Genomic DNA, 14,548 nt, shown 5'->3' with positions numbered 1-14,548 from the left:
GGTCGTGACAGGGGCCGCCGGGCCGGTACCGCAGAGGTGGCGGGCCCTTCGGCCCCTCTCCGGACCCCCGCCCTTGGAACGGCACCGCTCCTGGCCGACGCACTGCGCCCGTGGCACGAGAAGTACCCGGACGTGCCGGTGCTCCAGGACGTACTTCTGCTGCCTCCGGTGCAGGCGCTGCTGCACCACTGCGGGAGCGCCGCGCTGGTCGTGGTGAGTGCCGGCCCCGGTCCGGAGTGCGGCGAGGTGATACGGACCCTCCAACACGAGGCCGAATGCCCCGTCACCGTGATGCCGACGCCGACGGCATCGAACTGACCCGCCCCGGCACCCCGCGCTGAACGGCCCTGGCACACGACGTGAGCCGTGTGCCAGGGCCGTTCGGTGTCGACGGAGCACCGCCCCCGGTCCTCCTGCCACATGTACGCCACGGCACCGGCGCCCGGAACCGGTCGGGCCTCGGTCACAGGGGCCGGCGGCGACTCGACGGTCAGGCCGTCCTTGCGCGGTGCGTCGGCGACGACCTCGGCGATCCGTGCCGTCGATCCGGCGGGTCGTGCACCGGGCGATCTCCGTCCCGCTCTTGCGGGGCCCGGCCGCGGGGGTCAGTCGTCGGCCACCAGGGCGGTGAGGTCGAGGAGCCGGTTGGTGTAGCCCCACTCGTTGTCGTACCAGCCGAACACCTTGGCCAGGGTGCCGTTGGCCTGTGTCAGGGCCGGGTCGAAGACGCACGAGGAGGGGTCACCGATGACGTCACGGGAGACGATCGGGGCCTTGGACACTCGCAGGATGCCGTTCAGCGGTCCGTCCGCGGCCGCCTCGAACACGGCGTTGATCTCGTCCACGCTCGCCTCCCGGCCGAGCACCACCGCAAGGTCGGTGAGCGAACCGTCCTCCACCGGTACCCGGACCGCGATCCCGTCCAGCGCCCCGGCCAGCTCCGGCACCACCAGCCCCACCGCGCGGGCGGCACCCGTGCTGGTCGGGATAATGCTCAGGGCCGCCGAGCGAGCCCGCCGCAGGTCCTTGTGCGGGCCGTCGAGCAGGGACTGATCATTGGTGTAGCCGTGGATCGTGGTCATCACACCGCGCTCGATACCGAAGGCGTCGTCGAGCACCTTCACCATCGGAGCGACACAGTTGGTGGTGCAGGACGCGGCGGAGACGATCCGGTGCTGATGCCGGTCGTAGGAGGCGTCGTTGACGCCCATCACGATCGTGGCGTCGACGTCCTTGCCCGGCGCCGACAGCAGCACGGTGTGGGCGCCCGCCTTCAGGTGCAGGGCGGCGGAGTCGCGGTCACGGAAGCGGCCGGTGGACTCGACGACGATCCCCGCGCCGTAGTCCGACCAGTGCAGGGCGGCCGGGTCGCGCTCCGCGGTGACGGCGATGCGCCGGCCGTCCACCGTGATGGAGCTGTCGTCGTGCAGGACGTCGCGTCCGATGTGCCCGAACGTCGAGTCGTACTCCAGCAGATGGGCGAGCGTGGCGGGCGAGGTGACGTCGTTGATCGCGACCACCTCGACGTCCTGCGTGCCCGCCTCGGCACGGTCCAGGGCGGCGCGCAGGTAGGTGCGGCCGATGCGGCCGAAGCCGTTGATGCCGACGCGTACGGTCATGGCGGTGAACTCCTTACAGGGTCGGTGGTGCTCAGGCGTTCCAGGTCCAGTCGGCGACCTCGGGCAGGTCGGTGCCGTGCTCGCGGATCCAGGCCTGGTGGCGGGTGCGGGCGTCGGCCATCTGCTGGCGTACGGCGGCGGCCCGGACCCCGAGGCCGGGCACCCGGTCGATGACGTCCATGACCAGCCGGTAACGGTCCAGGTCGTTGCGGACGACCATGTCGAACGGCGTGGTCGTGGTCCCCGACTCCTTGTAACCGCGCACGTGGTTGTGGTGGGTGTACACGAGGTTCAGGCCCGGTGAGGTGCCCCAGTGGCCGAGCAGCCGGGGCTTGATGTGCTCGGGACGCAGCGGCTCGGTGAGCAGCGGGTTGGACATCAGGTAGATCTGGCCCGCCGCCAGGTAGTTGGCGGCACGCCAGTGCGCGTCCAGGGTGCGTACTTCCTCGTCGGACAGTACGGTGGCGTCCTGGTGTTCGACCGTGGACATCGATGACACTCCGGAAGTCGTCGGTGTGAAGGCCGCCAAGGGGCCTTGGCGGCCGCAGAGTTCAGCGGGTGGCCGAAGCGGCACGGTCGGCGAGACGGCGGCGGGTCGCTGGGCAGCCGGCCACCGCGCTCACGCCTGTTCGGGTACGACGGCCACCGGGCAGGCGGAGTGGTGCAGCACCGCATGTGCGACGCGCCCCAGTTGGAGTCCGAGGTTCTCCGGGTTGCGCCGGGCGCCGACCACCAGGAGGTCGGCCTCGTGGGAGGCGGCCAGGAGCAGTCGGCGGGCCGGACCCTCGACCGTGCGGGAACGCACCTTCACATCGGCAGGGGCGTCCTTCAGCGCGTCGGCGAGGACTTCGGCGGCGTGCTGTTCGTGCAGCCGCGCGGGTTCACCGGCGAGCAGGGGGTGGTCGGTGGTCTCGTGGGCCGGGCACCGCCAGGCCCGTACGGCGTCCAGGGTCGCGCCGCGCAGCCTCGCCTCCTGGACGGCGAAGCGCAGGGCGGCGGAATCCGTCCCGCGCTCGCCGACGCCCAGGAGGACGTGGCCGTGATCTCCCGCACGGACCTGGTTGTCGTGACTGCCGCGCAGCACGATCACCGGGCAGGCCGCGTGGGCGGCGACGGCCAGGCTGACCGAGCCGAGCAGCATGTCGACGAAACCACTGCGACCACGGGTGCCGAGAACCAGCGCGGAGGCGCTGCGGCTCTCATGTACCAGCGCGTACTCGGGTTCCTCGGGCAGCACCTCGGTGGAGATCCTGACACCGGTCTGGCGCTGGTGGGCCCGCTGTGCGGCGGTCCGGACGACGTCCTCGGCCATGACCTGCTCGGACGGCTTGCCCAGGTCCTCGGCCAGTGAGAAGCCCTCGTACCGCTCCCAGAGAGAGGCGTACACCAGCCGCAGCGGCGCCCCGCGCAGGGCCGCCTCGTCGGCCGCCCAGTCGACGGCCCGCAGGCTGGGCTCGGAGCCGTCGACGCCGACGACGAGGGGGAGGTCCATCGTCCTCACCGCCCCGCGCCCATGTCGAAGACGATCCGGGCCTTGACCTCGCCGCGCAGCACCTCGTCGATGGACTCGTTCACGGAGGCCAGGGGGCGCGTCTCGCAGATCACCTGGGTCTGTCCGGCGGCGTGCAGCTGGAAGACCTCGGCGAGGTCCTGGCGGGTGCCGACGATCGAGCCGATGACGCTCGTGCCGTTCAGGACGGTGTCGAAGATCGGGACGCGGACCGTGCCGTGGGCGGGCAGCGCGACCATGACCAGCTTGCCGCCGCGCCGCAGTCCGGAGTTGACGGCCTCGAAGGCGGCGTCGTTCACCGCGAGCGCGATCGCGGCGTGCGCGCCGCCGTGGCGCTTGAGGACCTCGCCGACGTCGTCCTTGCGGGCGTCGATGACGAGGTCCGCACCGAGCGCGGTGGCGAGTTCGAGCTTCTCGTCGGTGACGTCGACGGCCGCCACCGTGGCACCGGCGATCTTCGCGTACTGCACGGCGAGGTGGCCGAGCCCGCCGATGCCGGAGATCGCGACGAGCTGGGTCGGCCGCACTCCGGCGACCTTGAGCGCCTTGTACGTCGTCACGCCGGCGCAGGTCAGCGGGGCGGCGTCGACGGCGCTGACGCCGTCGGGCACGGGCTGCGCGAAGTCGGCCCAGGCCAGCATCTTCTCCGCGTACCCGCCGTCGCAGCCGTAGCCGGTGTTGACCTGCTGCTCGCACAGGGTCTCCCAGCCGGACAGGCAGTGCTCGCACCGCCCGCACGCCTTGCCCAGCCACGGCACGGCGACCCGCTGGCCGACGGCCAGGTGGGTGACGCCCTCGCCGAGCTTCTCGACGAGTCCGACGCCCTCGTGACCGGGGACGAACGGCGGGTTCGGCTTCACCGGCCAGTCGCCGTGCGCGGCATGGATGTCGGTGTGGCAGAGCCCGGAGGCCTCGACGCGGACGCGGACCTGGCCGGGGCCGGGCTCGGGGTCGGGGCGCTCCTCGATGACCAGGGGCTCGCCGAAGGCTCGTACGACTGCTGCCTTCATGGTGGTTCTCTCCTCGCAGTATCGGGGTGGTCAGTCGTGCGGGACGACGGCGACGGGGGCGGTGGAGTGGTGCAGCACGGCGTGCGTGACGTGGCCGATGTGGGCGCCGAGGGGATTGCGCCGGATGCGCCGGCCGACGACGACGAGGGACGCCGTCCGTGCCGCGTCGACGAGGAGTACGGCGGCGCTGCCGTAGTGGGACTCCTCCACGACCTCGACGTCCGGGTACTTCTGCCGCCAGGGGCGCAGCACCTCGGCGAGTGCCTTTTGCTCGCTCAGGGAGAGCGCTTCGTGCAGGGGCGGATTCACGGGCATCCCGTACGCGTAGTACGGCGGCGGGAACCAGCCGTGCACGACACGCAGGGAGGTGGCGCGGAGCCTTGCGGCCTCGCATGCGAATTCGATCAGCGTGCCGTCGGGGTGATCGGTGTCCAGTCCCAGGACGACGGGCCGGAAGGGCGCCGCGACGGAGGGAACTCCCGCCGGGTCCGTCTCGTGCTCGTCGACGGCCTGCTCCCCGGCTCTGACCAGGACCACGGGTCGCCCCGTGTGGGCCACGGCGGTCAGTCCGACGGAGCCGACCATGAAGCCGCCGATGCCGCCGATGCCGCGCGAACCGAGAACGAGCAGTTCGGTGTCCTTCGCCGCCTCGGCGAGCACGTCACCGGGCGTGCCCGACAGTTGCTCGACGGTCACCTCGACGCCGGGGTGGCGCCGGCGGAGCCCGTCGGCGGCTTCGCGTGGTATTCGCTCGGTCCAGTGCTGCTGGGTCTCGGGTCCGACCAGCGGCGCCTGCGCCATCGGGTCGGGGACCGGCTCCCAGACATGGACGATCTTCAGGGCCAGGTCGCGCAGCTTCGCCTCACGGGCTGCCCTCCCCCACTGCCTAAAGCGTGGGAGGTGCCCCCACGCTGCGGCCCGGCTCTCCGGTGATCCGTCGAGGCCGATCGTGATGGTTCCGGGCATGGTCTCTGCCTCCTGGGGCGGGGGACGCGATTCCAGCGTCAACTTCGAGGGGGTGTTCGGGCAGGGGCCACTGGTCCCCCATGGGGTCCGGCCGTCCCCTGCGCGGCCCAGCGCGGTGGGCCGCGTGCGGCCCAGCGCGTCCGGTCGGTCAGCGCAGCCAGCCGTGCTCACGGACGAGCGGCAGCCTGGCCCAGAGCCTGCCCAGGCCCACGGCGTTCCCGGCGGCGGCAACGGCCGGCACGACCAGAGCGAGGGCGTAGATGACGTGGTAGTCGACGAACGGGTTGGTGGACATGCTCGGCGACCCGTCGGAGAGGTGCTTGGCGGGCGGCCACTCGGCGATCCACATCAGCGCCATCATCACGGTGCCCGCGACGGCGGCGAGCCGCAGCGCGACCCCAACGACCAGAGCGAGGCCGATACCGAGCAGGCCGAGCATGAACAGCCAGTCGGCCCATGAGTCGCCGGCCCAGGAGTGGAAGGTGGACTCCATCGGCCCGGCGGCGACGGAGCCGAGGAAGCCCTTGGTCGGCGAGCCGCCGTCGATCCAGCCCTTGCCGGACGGTGTGGCGTAGCCGAAGCCGAAGGTCTTGTCGAGGAACGCCCACAGGAAGACGAACCCGGTCAGCAGGCGCAGGGAGGCGAAGGCGTAGGCCCGCGCGGTGTGCGTGCCGGTGCGCGCCGACACGGCCGGCTCGGCCGCGGAGGCGCTCCGGCCCCTGCGGAACGACGGCAGGTGGCGGCCGGAGGTCCGGTGCGGGTGCTCGTGCACGGCCATGATGGTGATTCCCTTCGGGGCGGTGGGGCGTTACCTGACGTCCCTCACTCTCGTGCCGGACGCCGGGCGCCACCGGATGCCGAAGGTCCGTCACCATGGGGCTGAACGGCCCTGCTCGCGAGGGCTGTTGGGGGCCGGCGCAGCGGACTCGGTCGGCGAGGACCGGGTCTTCCCGACGCTCCCGACGGCCGTGGCCGTGTACCGGCGCTGGTCCCAGGAGAACCCCAGACAGACCTGACCGGTGCGGCTCGGCAGCTGACCGACCGCTTCGTCCCCGTTCAGTACGCCGACAGGCCGTGCGCGCGGAACTGTTCCCGCACCTGCTCGACCGATTCCCGTGTCGGAGTCGGGGTGCCCCGCAACGGGAAGGGAATCCCCAGATCGGCGTACTTCGCGGCGCCGAGCTTGTGGAACGGCAGGACGTCCACGCGGTCGACGGAACCGAGCGCGGCGACGAAGCCGGCCAGGCCCTCGACGGAGTGCGGCTCGTCCGTCCAGCCGGGGACCAGGACGTACCGGATCCACATCGGGACGCCGAGACGGTCGAGACGGGTGGCGAAGTTCAGCGTGGGGGCGAGTTCTCCGCCTGTCAGCCGACGGTAGGTCGGGACGTCGAAGGACTTGATGTCCAGCAGGACCAGGTCGGTGTGGGAGAGGAGTTCGTCGGTGGCGCGGGTGCCGAGGTAGCCGGAGGTGTCCAGGGCGGTGTGCAGGCCGGCCTCCTTGCAGCGGCGCAGCAGTTCGCCGGTGAAGGCGGACTGGAGCAGTGGTTCGCCTCCCGTGACGGTGACTCCGCCGCCTGCGGTGGTGACGAAGGCGCGGTACTTCTCGATCTCCGCCATCACCTCGTCGACGGTCGTCTCCTTGCCGTCGCGCATGTGCCAGGTGTCCGGGTTGGCGCAGTACAGGCAGCGCAGCGGGCAGCCGGAGACGAAGAGGACGAACCGGGTCCCGGGACCGTCCACGCCGGTGGACAGGTCCCAGGAGTGGATCCGGCCGCGCCGGACGCGGCTCACAGCGATCCGTGGAAGGTGCGGCTGATCACGTCGAGCTGCTGCTCGCGGGTCAGGCGGACGAAGTTGACGGCGTAGCCGGAGACCCTGATGGTCAGGTCGGGGTGGTTCTCCGGGTGCTCCATCGCGTCCTCCAGAGTGGCCCGGTCCAGGACGTTGACGTTCATGTGGAAGCCACCGTCCGCCGTGTACGCGTCGAGGATGCCCACCAGATTGCCCGCGCGCTCGGCCGGGTTGTGGCCCAGACCCTCGGGCGTGATGGTCGTGGTCAGGGAGATGCCGTCGCGGGCCTGCTCGTAGGGCAGTTTGGCCACCGAGAGGGCCGAGGCGGCGACGCCGTGGCGGTCGCGGCCGTTCATCGGGTTGGCGCCGGGGGCGAAGGGCTGTCCGGCGTGGCGGCCGTCGGGGGTGTTGCCGGTGTGCTTGCCGTAGACGACGTTGGAGGTGATGGTGAGGACGGACTGGGTGTGTTCGGCGCCCCGGTAGGTGGGGTACTGGCGGACCTTCGCCATGAAGGACTCCACCAGGCCGACGGCGATGTCGTCGGCGCGGTCGTCGTTGTTGCCGTACGCCGGGAAGGAGCCCTCGGTGCGGAAGTCGACGGCGAGTCCGGTGGCGTCCCGGAACACCTTCACCCGGGCGTACTTGACGGCGGACAGGCTGTCGGCGGCGACCGAGAGTCCGGCGATGCCGCACGCCATGAAGCGGTGCACCGGGTAGTCGTGCAGGGCCATCTCGATGCGTTCGTAGGCGTACTTGTCGTGCATGTAGTGGATGACGTTGAGCGCGTTGACGTAGGTCCGGGCCAGCCAGTCCAGGACGTGGTCGTAGGCCGCCGAGAGTTCCTCGTAGTCGAGGTACTGGCCGGTCAGCGGGGGCGCCACGGGGCCGATCTGTTCGCCGGTCATCTCGTCACGGCCACCGTTGACCGCGTACAGCAGGGCCTTGGCGAGGTTGACCCGGGCGCCGAAGAACTGCATCTGCCGGCCGACCTGCATCGCCGACACGCAGCAGGCGATCGCGGTGTCGTCGCCGGTGCGCGGGCGCATCAGTTCGTCGGACTCGTACTGGACGGCACTGGTGTCGATCGAGACCCGGGCGCAGAACTCCTTGAATCCGGCGGGCAGCCGGGGCGACCACAGCACGGTGAGGTTGGGTTCGGGGGCGGGGCCGAGGTTGTACAGGGTCTGCAGGAACCGGAAGGAGGTGCGGGTGACCAGGGTGCGGCCGTCGGCGCCCATGCCGCCGATGGACTCGGTCACCCAGGTCGGGTCGCCGGAGAACAGGGCGTCGTACTCGGGGGTGCGCAGGAAGCGGACGATCCGCAGCTTGATCACGAAGTCGTCGATCAGTTCCTGGGCGCCTGTCTCGTCGAGGATCCCGTCCGCCAGGTCCCGCTGGAGGTAGACGTCGAGGAAGGTGGAGGTGCGGCCCAGCGACATCGCGGCGCCGTTCTGCTCCTTCACGGCGGCCAGGTAGCCGAGGTAGAGCCACTGCACGGCCTCGTGGGCGGTGGTGGCGGGCCGGGAGACGTCACAGCCGTAGCCGGCCGCCATCTGGGTCAGCTCGCCCAACGCACGTATCTGCTCGGCGAGTTCCTCCCGGTCACGGATGACATCGGTACCGGACGCGCAGGCGTCGAGCCTGGCCCGCTCGGCCTTCTTGGCCTCGATCAGCCGGTCGGTTCCGTAGAGCGCCACGCGCCGGTAGTCGCCGATGATCCGGCCGCGGCCGTAGGCGTCGGGCAGTCCGGTGATGACGCCGGCCTTGCGGGCGGCGCGCATCTCGGGGGTGTAGGCGTCGAAGACGCCGTCGTTGTGGGTCTTGCGGTAGGTACCGAAGACCGTGGTCACGAACGGGTCGGCCTCGTAGCCGTACGCGCGCAGCCCGTTCTCCACCATCCGCAGGCCACCGTTCGGCATGATCGCGCGCTTGAGCGGGGCATCGGTCTGGAGACCGACGATCAGCTCGCGGTCGCGGTCGATGTAGCCGGGCGCGTGCGAGGTGATCGTGGACGGGGTGGCGGTGTCGACGGCGAGGACGCCCCGGCGGCGCTCCTCCGGGAACAGGTCGCTGACTTTCCCCCAGACCGTGCGGGTGCGCTCGGTGGGGCCGGTCAGGAAGGACGCGTCGCCCCCGTACGGGGTGTAGTTGGCCTGGATGAAGTCGCGCACGTCGATCCGCTCGCGCCAGGTGGTCCCGTCGAACCCTCGCCAGGCCTCGGTGACCCGGTCGCCGACTGTCACGGTGGTGGTCATCGCCGTCTCTCCTCGGTTCGCACATGTCCTGCAGTTCGATGCTTGTCGTCCGTGATCGCCACGGGGAGTGCCGGACAGTGCCGGTGGGCGGGCCGTCCGGCCCCCGGTCCCGTGGGCCGGACGGCCCAGCCGCTCCCCCGCTCCGGTACGTCAGCCGGCCATGAGGTCGGGACGGATCAAGGTGCCCGACCTGCCGTGGACGATCTCGTACGCCGCGTCCAGGGCGCCGATGGCGGCCAGCCCCCCGGTCCGTTCCACGAAGCGGGCGGTCGCCTCCGCCTTGGGCCCCATGGAGCCCTCGGGGAAGCCGGCGGTGCGCAGCCGATCCGGGGTGGCGTCCAGCACGGGCTGCTGCTCCGGGGTGCCGTAACCCTCGTACACACAGGGCACGTCGGTGAGGACGAGCAGGAAGTCGGCCTTCAGCTCCTCGGCGAGCAGGGCGGCTGTGAGGTCCTTGTCGACGACCGCCTCGACGCCGGTGAGAGCCCCGGTGTCCTGGTCGGCGGTGACGGGGACGCCTCCGCCGCCTGCGCAGATCACCAGCGTGCCGCTGTTGAGGAGTTCGTGGAGGGTCTCCGTCTCGACGATGCCCTGCGGGAACGGGGAGGGCACCACGCGGCGCCAGCCCTTGCCGTCCAGCCCCATGCGCCAGCCGCGGTGCCGTGCGAGGGCCTTGGCGACGTCCTGGCCGTAGACCTGGCCGACGAACTTGGTGGGCCAGGCGAAGGCCGGGTCGTCGGCCCGGACGAGGGTGTGGGTGACCAGGGTGGCGATGCGGCGGCCGGGCAGCGCGTTGTGCAGGGCGCGGGCCAGCAGGGCGCCGATCATGCCCTGGGTCTCGGCGCCCAGCACGTCGAGGGGGTAGGGGACGGTCAGCGCCGGGTCGGCCGCGCTCTCCATGGCGAGCAGGCCGATCTGGGGGCCGTTGCCGTGGGTGATGACCAGTTCGTGTTCGTGAGCGAGGGCGGCCAGGGCGGTGACGACCCGGTCGACGTTCTCCTGCTGGACGGCCGCGTCGGGGCGGTCGCCCCGGCGCAGCAGGGCGTTGCCGCCGAGGGCGACGACGATGCGCATGGCTCAGTCCTCCAGGGTGGCGACGAGCACGGCCTTGATGGTGTGCAGCCGGTTCTCCGCCTGGTCGAAGACGATCGACGCCGGGGAGGTGAAGACGTCGTCGGTGACTTCCAGGCCGTCCAGGCCGTAGGTGTCGAAGAGGTCCCGGCCGAGGCGGGTGCCGCGGTCGTGCAGGGCCGGCAGGCAGTGCATGAACTTCACGTCGGGGTTGCCGGTGAGGGCGAGGGTCTTGTCGCTGACCTGGTACGGGAGCAGCAGTTCGATGCGCTCCCGCCAGGTGTCGGCGGGCTCGCCCATGGAGACCCACACGTCGGTGTGCAGGAAGTCGGCGCCGCGTACGGCCGTCTCGACGTCCTCGGTGAGCAGGATCCGGGCTCCGCTGTGCTCGGCGAGCTCACGGCACCGGGCGACGAGTCCGCCGTCCGCCCACAGCTGACGAGGGGCGGCGATCCGGACGTCCATGCCGAGCAGCGCGCCCATGGACAGCAGCGAGTTGCCCATGTTGTTGCGGGCGTCGCCGAGGTAGCAGTAGGCGATGTCCTGCAGGGGCTTGCGGCTGTGCTCGTGCATGGTGAGGACGTCGCACAGGCTCTGGGTGGGGTGGGCGGTGTCGGTGAGCCCGTTGTGGACGGGGACGCCGGAGCGGGCGGCGAGCTCGGTGACGAGCGCCTGGTCGGAGCCGCGGTACTCGATGGCGTCGAACATGCGGCCGAGGACGCGTGCCGTGTCGGCGATGGACTCCTTGCCGCCGATGTGGGTGTCGCCGGGGCCGAGGTAGGTGGTGTGGGCGCCCTGGTCGGCGGCTGCCACCTCGAAGGCGCAGCGGGTGCGGGTGGAGGTCTTCTCGAAGATCAGCGCGAGGTTCCGGCCGGTCAGCCGGGGCCGCTCGGTGCGGGTGTGCTTCTCCGCCTTGAGGTGGGCGGCGAGGGTGAGGAGGTGGTGGATCTCGGCGGCGTTGAAGTCGAGTTCGCTCAGGTAGGAGCGGCCTCGGAGGTCGACGGTCATGGTGGTTTTCCCTTGCTGCGTCAGTTGGCCGGGTCGCGTTCGATGGGACAGCTCATGCAGCGCGGTCCGCCCCGGCCGCGGCCGAGTTCGGCGCCGGCGATGGTGACGATCTCGATGCCCTGCTTGCGGAGGTAGGTGTTGGTGGTGACGTTGCGCTCGTAGCCGACGACGACCCCTGGGGCGACGGCGAGGAAGTTGCTGCCGTCGTCCCACTGCTCACGCTCAGCACCCCGGATGTCCTGCGGCGCGGAGAGCATCCGGACCTTGTCCAGGTCCAGGGCCTCCGCCAGGGCGGTGACCAGGTCGGAGTCGGCGGTGACGTCGAAGCCGGTCTCGCGGGTGCCGCTGGGCAGCAGCGTCCAGGAGCGCAGCGAGTCGGCGAGGCCCGGGTAGATCGTGAAGGCGTCCCGGTCGACCATGGTCAGCACCGTGTCGAGGTGCATGAAGGCGCGGGTGGCGGGCAGTTGGACGGCGATCAGCCGGTTCGCGGTGCCGTCGGCGAACAGCCGGGCGGCGAGGTTCTCAACGGCCTGCGCGGTGGTGCGCTCGCCCATGCCGACCATGACGGCGCCGTTGCCGAGGACGTGCACGTCACCGCCCTCCAGGGTGCCGACCGCACCGTCCAGGAGCGGTTCGGGGGCGACGCCCGCGAACAGCGGGTGGAAGCGGTAGATGGCCTCGGCGTGCAGGCTCTCCCGGCGGCGGGCGAGCTTGGCCATGGGGTTGACCGACAGACGGCCGTAGATCCAGCACGAGTTGTCGCGCGGGAAGAGGTGGTTGGGCAGCGGGGTGAGCGCGAAGTCGTCCGCGTCGAGCGCGTTCCAGACCAGGCTGTGCGGGGGCGCGAGCGGCAGGTCGCTCTTGAGGATGCCGCCGATCAGGTATCCGGCGAGCGTCTCCCCGTCGAGTTCGGCGCACAGCTCACGCACGGGGTCGACGAGGGCGGGACCGACGCCGGCCGGGGTGACGATCCGGTCCAGGAGCCAGTCGCGGGCCTCGGCAGTGTCGAGGGTCTCGGCGAGCAGGTCGGCGAAGTAGTGGACGCGCGCGCCGTGGTCGCGCAGCACCTGCGCGAAGGCGTCGTGTTCCTCGCGGGCCCGCTTGGCCCACAGGATGTCGTCGAAGAGCAGGGCGTCGACGTTGCGCGGGGTGAGGCGGGCGAGTTCGAGGCCGGGGCGGTGCAGGATCACCTGGCGAAGGCGGCCGACCTCGGAGTCGACGTGAAACGTGTTCATGGCTTTGATTCCTCTGGCGTGGGGCACGGGGCGGCCTTGGGCGGGGAGGCTCTGTCTGTCCAGATGACCGCGGCCAGTCCTGGTGACGGCGGCCAGTCCCGGTGACGGCGGCCAGTCCTGGTGACGGCGGCCAGTCCCGGTGACGGCGGCCAGTCCCGGTGACGGCGGCCAGTCCTGGTGACGGCGGTCAGTCCCGGTGACGGCGGTCAGTCCTGGTGGCGGTGGACGCTCCGCTTGCGTGGGCCGCCGACTCGGTTGGTGCCCAGCCCCCGGGAGATCCGCTTGACCGGCGCCGGGACCGCTGTCTCGGGGGCTCGCCCTTCGCGCGGCGCGCGGGCGAGGGGGATCGCCGCGTTCGCGTCGCCGTAGGTGCCCTGGCTCCGCTTAAGCCAGACGTAGACCGGCAGGCCCAGCAGCAGCACGAACAGGCCGTAGTAGACGGTCTGGTAGCCGCTGCCCTGGATCGACCAGTAGGAGAAGGCCATGGCGACGGCGGCGATGGTCACGTCCCGGGCCAGTCGACGCGGGCTGAGGCTCTCCCGCCCGCGCACCAGCAGCCAGTACAGCTGGGCGGCGGCGGAGAAGAGGTAGGGGATCACCGCGGTGAGCACACTCAGGAGCACGATCTTGGTGAAGACGTCCTCGAAGCGGGTGTAGCTGAACACGGTGATCAGCGAGGCCAGCACGGTGGAGGCGACGATGCCGAAGGCCGGCACGCCGCTCTGCCCGCGGAGCTTGGCGAAGGCGCCGGGGAAGAGGCCGTCGCGGGCGGCGGCGTACGGCATCTCCGCGCACAGCATGGTCCAGCCGTTGAGCGCGCCGATGCCGGAGACGATCGCGGCGATGGCGACGGCGTTCCCGGCCCAGGTGCCGCCGAAGATGTTGTTGGCGGCATCGGTGAACGGCGCGGTGGAGGAACCCAGTTGGGCGTGGGAGACGGTGCCGAAGACGGCCAGGGTGCCCAGGATGTAGATGACGGCGCAGACGAGCGTGCCGTAGACGGTGGCACGGGGCACGTTCCGCTCCGGGTCGCGCACCCGGCCGGCGACCACCGAGGCGGCTTCCAGCCCGAGGTAGCTGAACAGGGCGATGGCCCCCGCCGCGGAGATCGCGCCCAGCGCCGACTGGCCTCCGGCGTTGAAGGAACCGAAGTTGGCTGGGTCGATGAAGAACAGCCCGATGCTGGCCATGAAGATCAACGGGATGAACTTCAGCACGGTCGTGATCACCTGGAACGCGCCGATGTTGCGGACCCCGGTGAGGTTGATCGCCGCGGGTGTCCAGAGTCCGACCAGCGCGAGGGCCACCGAGATCCACGTCTTGTGGCCGGTGTTCACGAAGACCTCGACGTAGCCGACCCAGGCCACGACGATCGCCGCGTTGCCGGCCCATGCGGTGATCCAGTACGACCAGGCGTTCAGGAAGCCCGCGAACTCACCGAAGGCCTCCCTGGCGTAGACGTACGGTCCGCCGCTCGCCGGGACCCGCTTCGACAGGGAACCGAAGGTCGACGCGAGCGCCAGCGCGCCCAGGGTCACGGCGGCGAAGGCGACCAGGGAGATCGGCCCGTAGGAAGCGAGGGCCGAGGGCAGGGCGAAGACTCCGGTACCGATGATGCTGCCGATCACGAGTGCGGACGCGGCGGGCAGCCCGAGAGCTGCCTTGGGCGCCGCTCGCTCACCACTGGTCGTGGTTCTGGACATGGCTGTGCTCCTTGTGCAAGTCGCTGGAGGTGCGGTCGATGCAGGTCGCTGCGAGGGCCGCGGCCACGAACGATGCTTCTGCGCCATGCCGGATCGGGGCAGCGGCCACACGGTCCCGCGCGGTTGCCGAAGGTCCCGGTCCTCAAGGTCCGTGCAGCCCAACCGGCCTTGGACGCGGGTCGTGTGGGCCGCTCTGAGGGATCGTCAGCACCCGGGGCTTCGACGCCTCGAAGTCCCGCGGCCAGAAGACGATCAGCCGTCACCCCCACCGCGGGGCCGGGAGACAGGCGCACCGTCCCCTTGCGGCGCACGTCGGGGCCGTACCGACATTCCCTCTGCGGTACCGAACGGACCGATCAGTGGACCGAGCGGCCCAT

13 protein-coding genes are annotated in these 14,548 nt (G+C 71.2%); 1 reads left to right on the top strand and 12 read right to left on the bottom strand.

Translation table 11 applies throughout. The features are described from left to right. Positions 1–132: 132 nt before the first annotated feature. The gene (locus tag ACZ63F_RS02575) at positions 133–318 is read left to right on the top strand and encodes a hypothetical protein (protein WP_469707973.1); all 186 of its coding nucleotides are present in this window, start codon (positions 133–135) and stop codon (positions 316–318) included. A 287-nt stretch (positions 319–605) separates the two neighbouring features. Here ACZ63F_RS02575 and gap read toward each other — a convergent pair whose 3' ends face one another. The 12 genes from gap to ACZ63F_RS02515 all read right to left on the bottom strand — a co-directional run bounded on the left by gap (position 606) and on the right by ACZ63F_RS02515 (position 14,096). Continuing rightward, entirely contained in the window at positions 606–1,619 is a 1,014-nt protein-coding gene (gene gap / locus ACZ63F_RS02570; protein ID WP_469707971.1) for a type I glyceraldehyde-3-phosphate dehydrogenase, read from the bottom strand. Positions 1,620–1,650: 31 nt separating this feature from the next. Next, the gene (locus ACZ63F_RS02565; protein WP_469707969.1) at positions 1,651–2,109 is read right to left on the bottom strand and encodes a phosphoketolase family protein; all 459 of its coding nucleotides are present in this window, start codon (positions 2,107–2,109) and stop codon (positions 1,651–1,653) included. Between the two features lie 129 nt (positions 2,110–2,238). Next, complete coding sequence (locus ACZ63F_RS02560) at positions 2,239–3,111, bottom strand: universal stress protein (protein WP_469707967.1); 873 nt, start codon at positions 3,109–3,111, stop codon at positions 2,239–2,241. A gap of 5 nt (positions 3,112–3,116) precedes the next feature. Further along, positions 3,117–4,139: an alcohol dehydrogenase AdhP gene (gene adhP / locus ACZ63F_RS02555; RefSeq protein ID WP_469707966.1), complete on the bottom strand. Its 1,023-nt coding sequence runs from the start codon at positions 4,137–4,139 to the stop codon at positions 3,117–3,119. A 30-nt stretch (positions 4,140–4,169) separates the two neighbouring features. Beyond that, complete coding sequence (locus ACZ63F_RS02550) at positions 4,170–5,105, bottom strand: universal stress protein (protein ID WP_469707963.1); 936 nt, start codon at positions 5,103–5,105, stop codon at positions 4,170–4,172. Between the two features lie 148 nt (positions 5,106–5,253). Next, positions 5,254–5,883 carry a hypothetical protein gene (locus ACZ63F_RS02545; RefSeq protein ID WP_469707961.1) on the bottom strand — a complete coding sequence of 210 codons (630 nt, stop codon included), beginning with the start codon at positions 5,881–5,883 and terminating at the stop codon, positions 5,254–5,256. A 278-nt stretch (positions 5,884–6,161) separates the two neighbouring features. Next, a complete protein-coding gene (pflA, locus tag ACZ63F_RS02540; protein ID WP_469709297.1) occupies positions 6,162–6,905 on the bottom strand; it encodes a pyruvate formate-lyase-activating protein in 744 nt (247 codons plus the stop codon). Beyond that, complete coding sequence (gene pflB / locus ACZ63F_RS02535; protein ID WP_469707959.1) at positions 6,896–9,154, bottom strand: formate C-acetyltransferase; 2,259 nt, start codon at positions 9,152–9,154, stop codon at positions 6,896–6,898. The genes pflA and pflB overlap by 10 nt, the downstream gene beginning before the upstream one ends. A gap of 150 nt (positions 9,155–9,304) precedes the next feature. Continuing rightward, a complete protein-coding gene (locus ACZ63F_RS02530) occupies positions 9,305–10,228 on the bottom strand; it encodes a carbamate kinase (RefSeq protein ID WP_469707957.1) in 924 nt (307 codons plus the stop codon). A gap of 3 nt (positions 10,229–10,231) precedes the next feature. Next, a complete protein-coding gene (gene argF / locus ACZ63F_RS02525; protein ID WP_469707955.1) occupies positions 10,232–11,233 on the bottom strand; it encodes an ornithine carbamoyltransferase in 1,002 nt (333 codons plus the stop codon). A gap of 20 nt (positions 11,234–11,253) precedes the next feature. Further along, positions 11,254–12,468 (bottom strand): arginine deiminase, encoded by a 1,215-nt coding sequence (locus ACZ63F_RS02520; protein ID WP_469707953.1) that lies wholly within the window; start codon positions 12,466–12,468, stop codon positions 11,254–11,256. A 206-nt stretch (positions 12,469–12,674) separates the two neighbouring features. After that, positions 12,675–14,096: an APC family permease gene (locus ACZ63F_RS02515; protein ID WP_469709295.1), complete on the bottom strand. Its 1,422-nt coding sequence runs from the start codon at positions 14,094–14,096 to the stop codon at positions 12,675–12,677. Between the last annotated feature and the right edge of the window lie 452 nt (positions 14,097–14,548).

Source organism: Streptomyces sp. NPDC104761, assembly GCF_055583445.1.
This window is presented reverse-complemented; position numbering and strand designations above follow the sequence as displayed.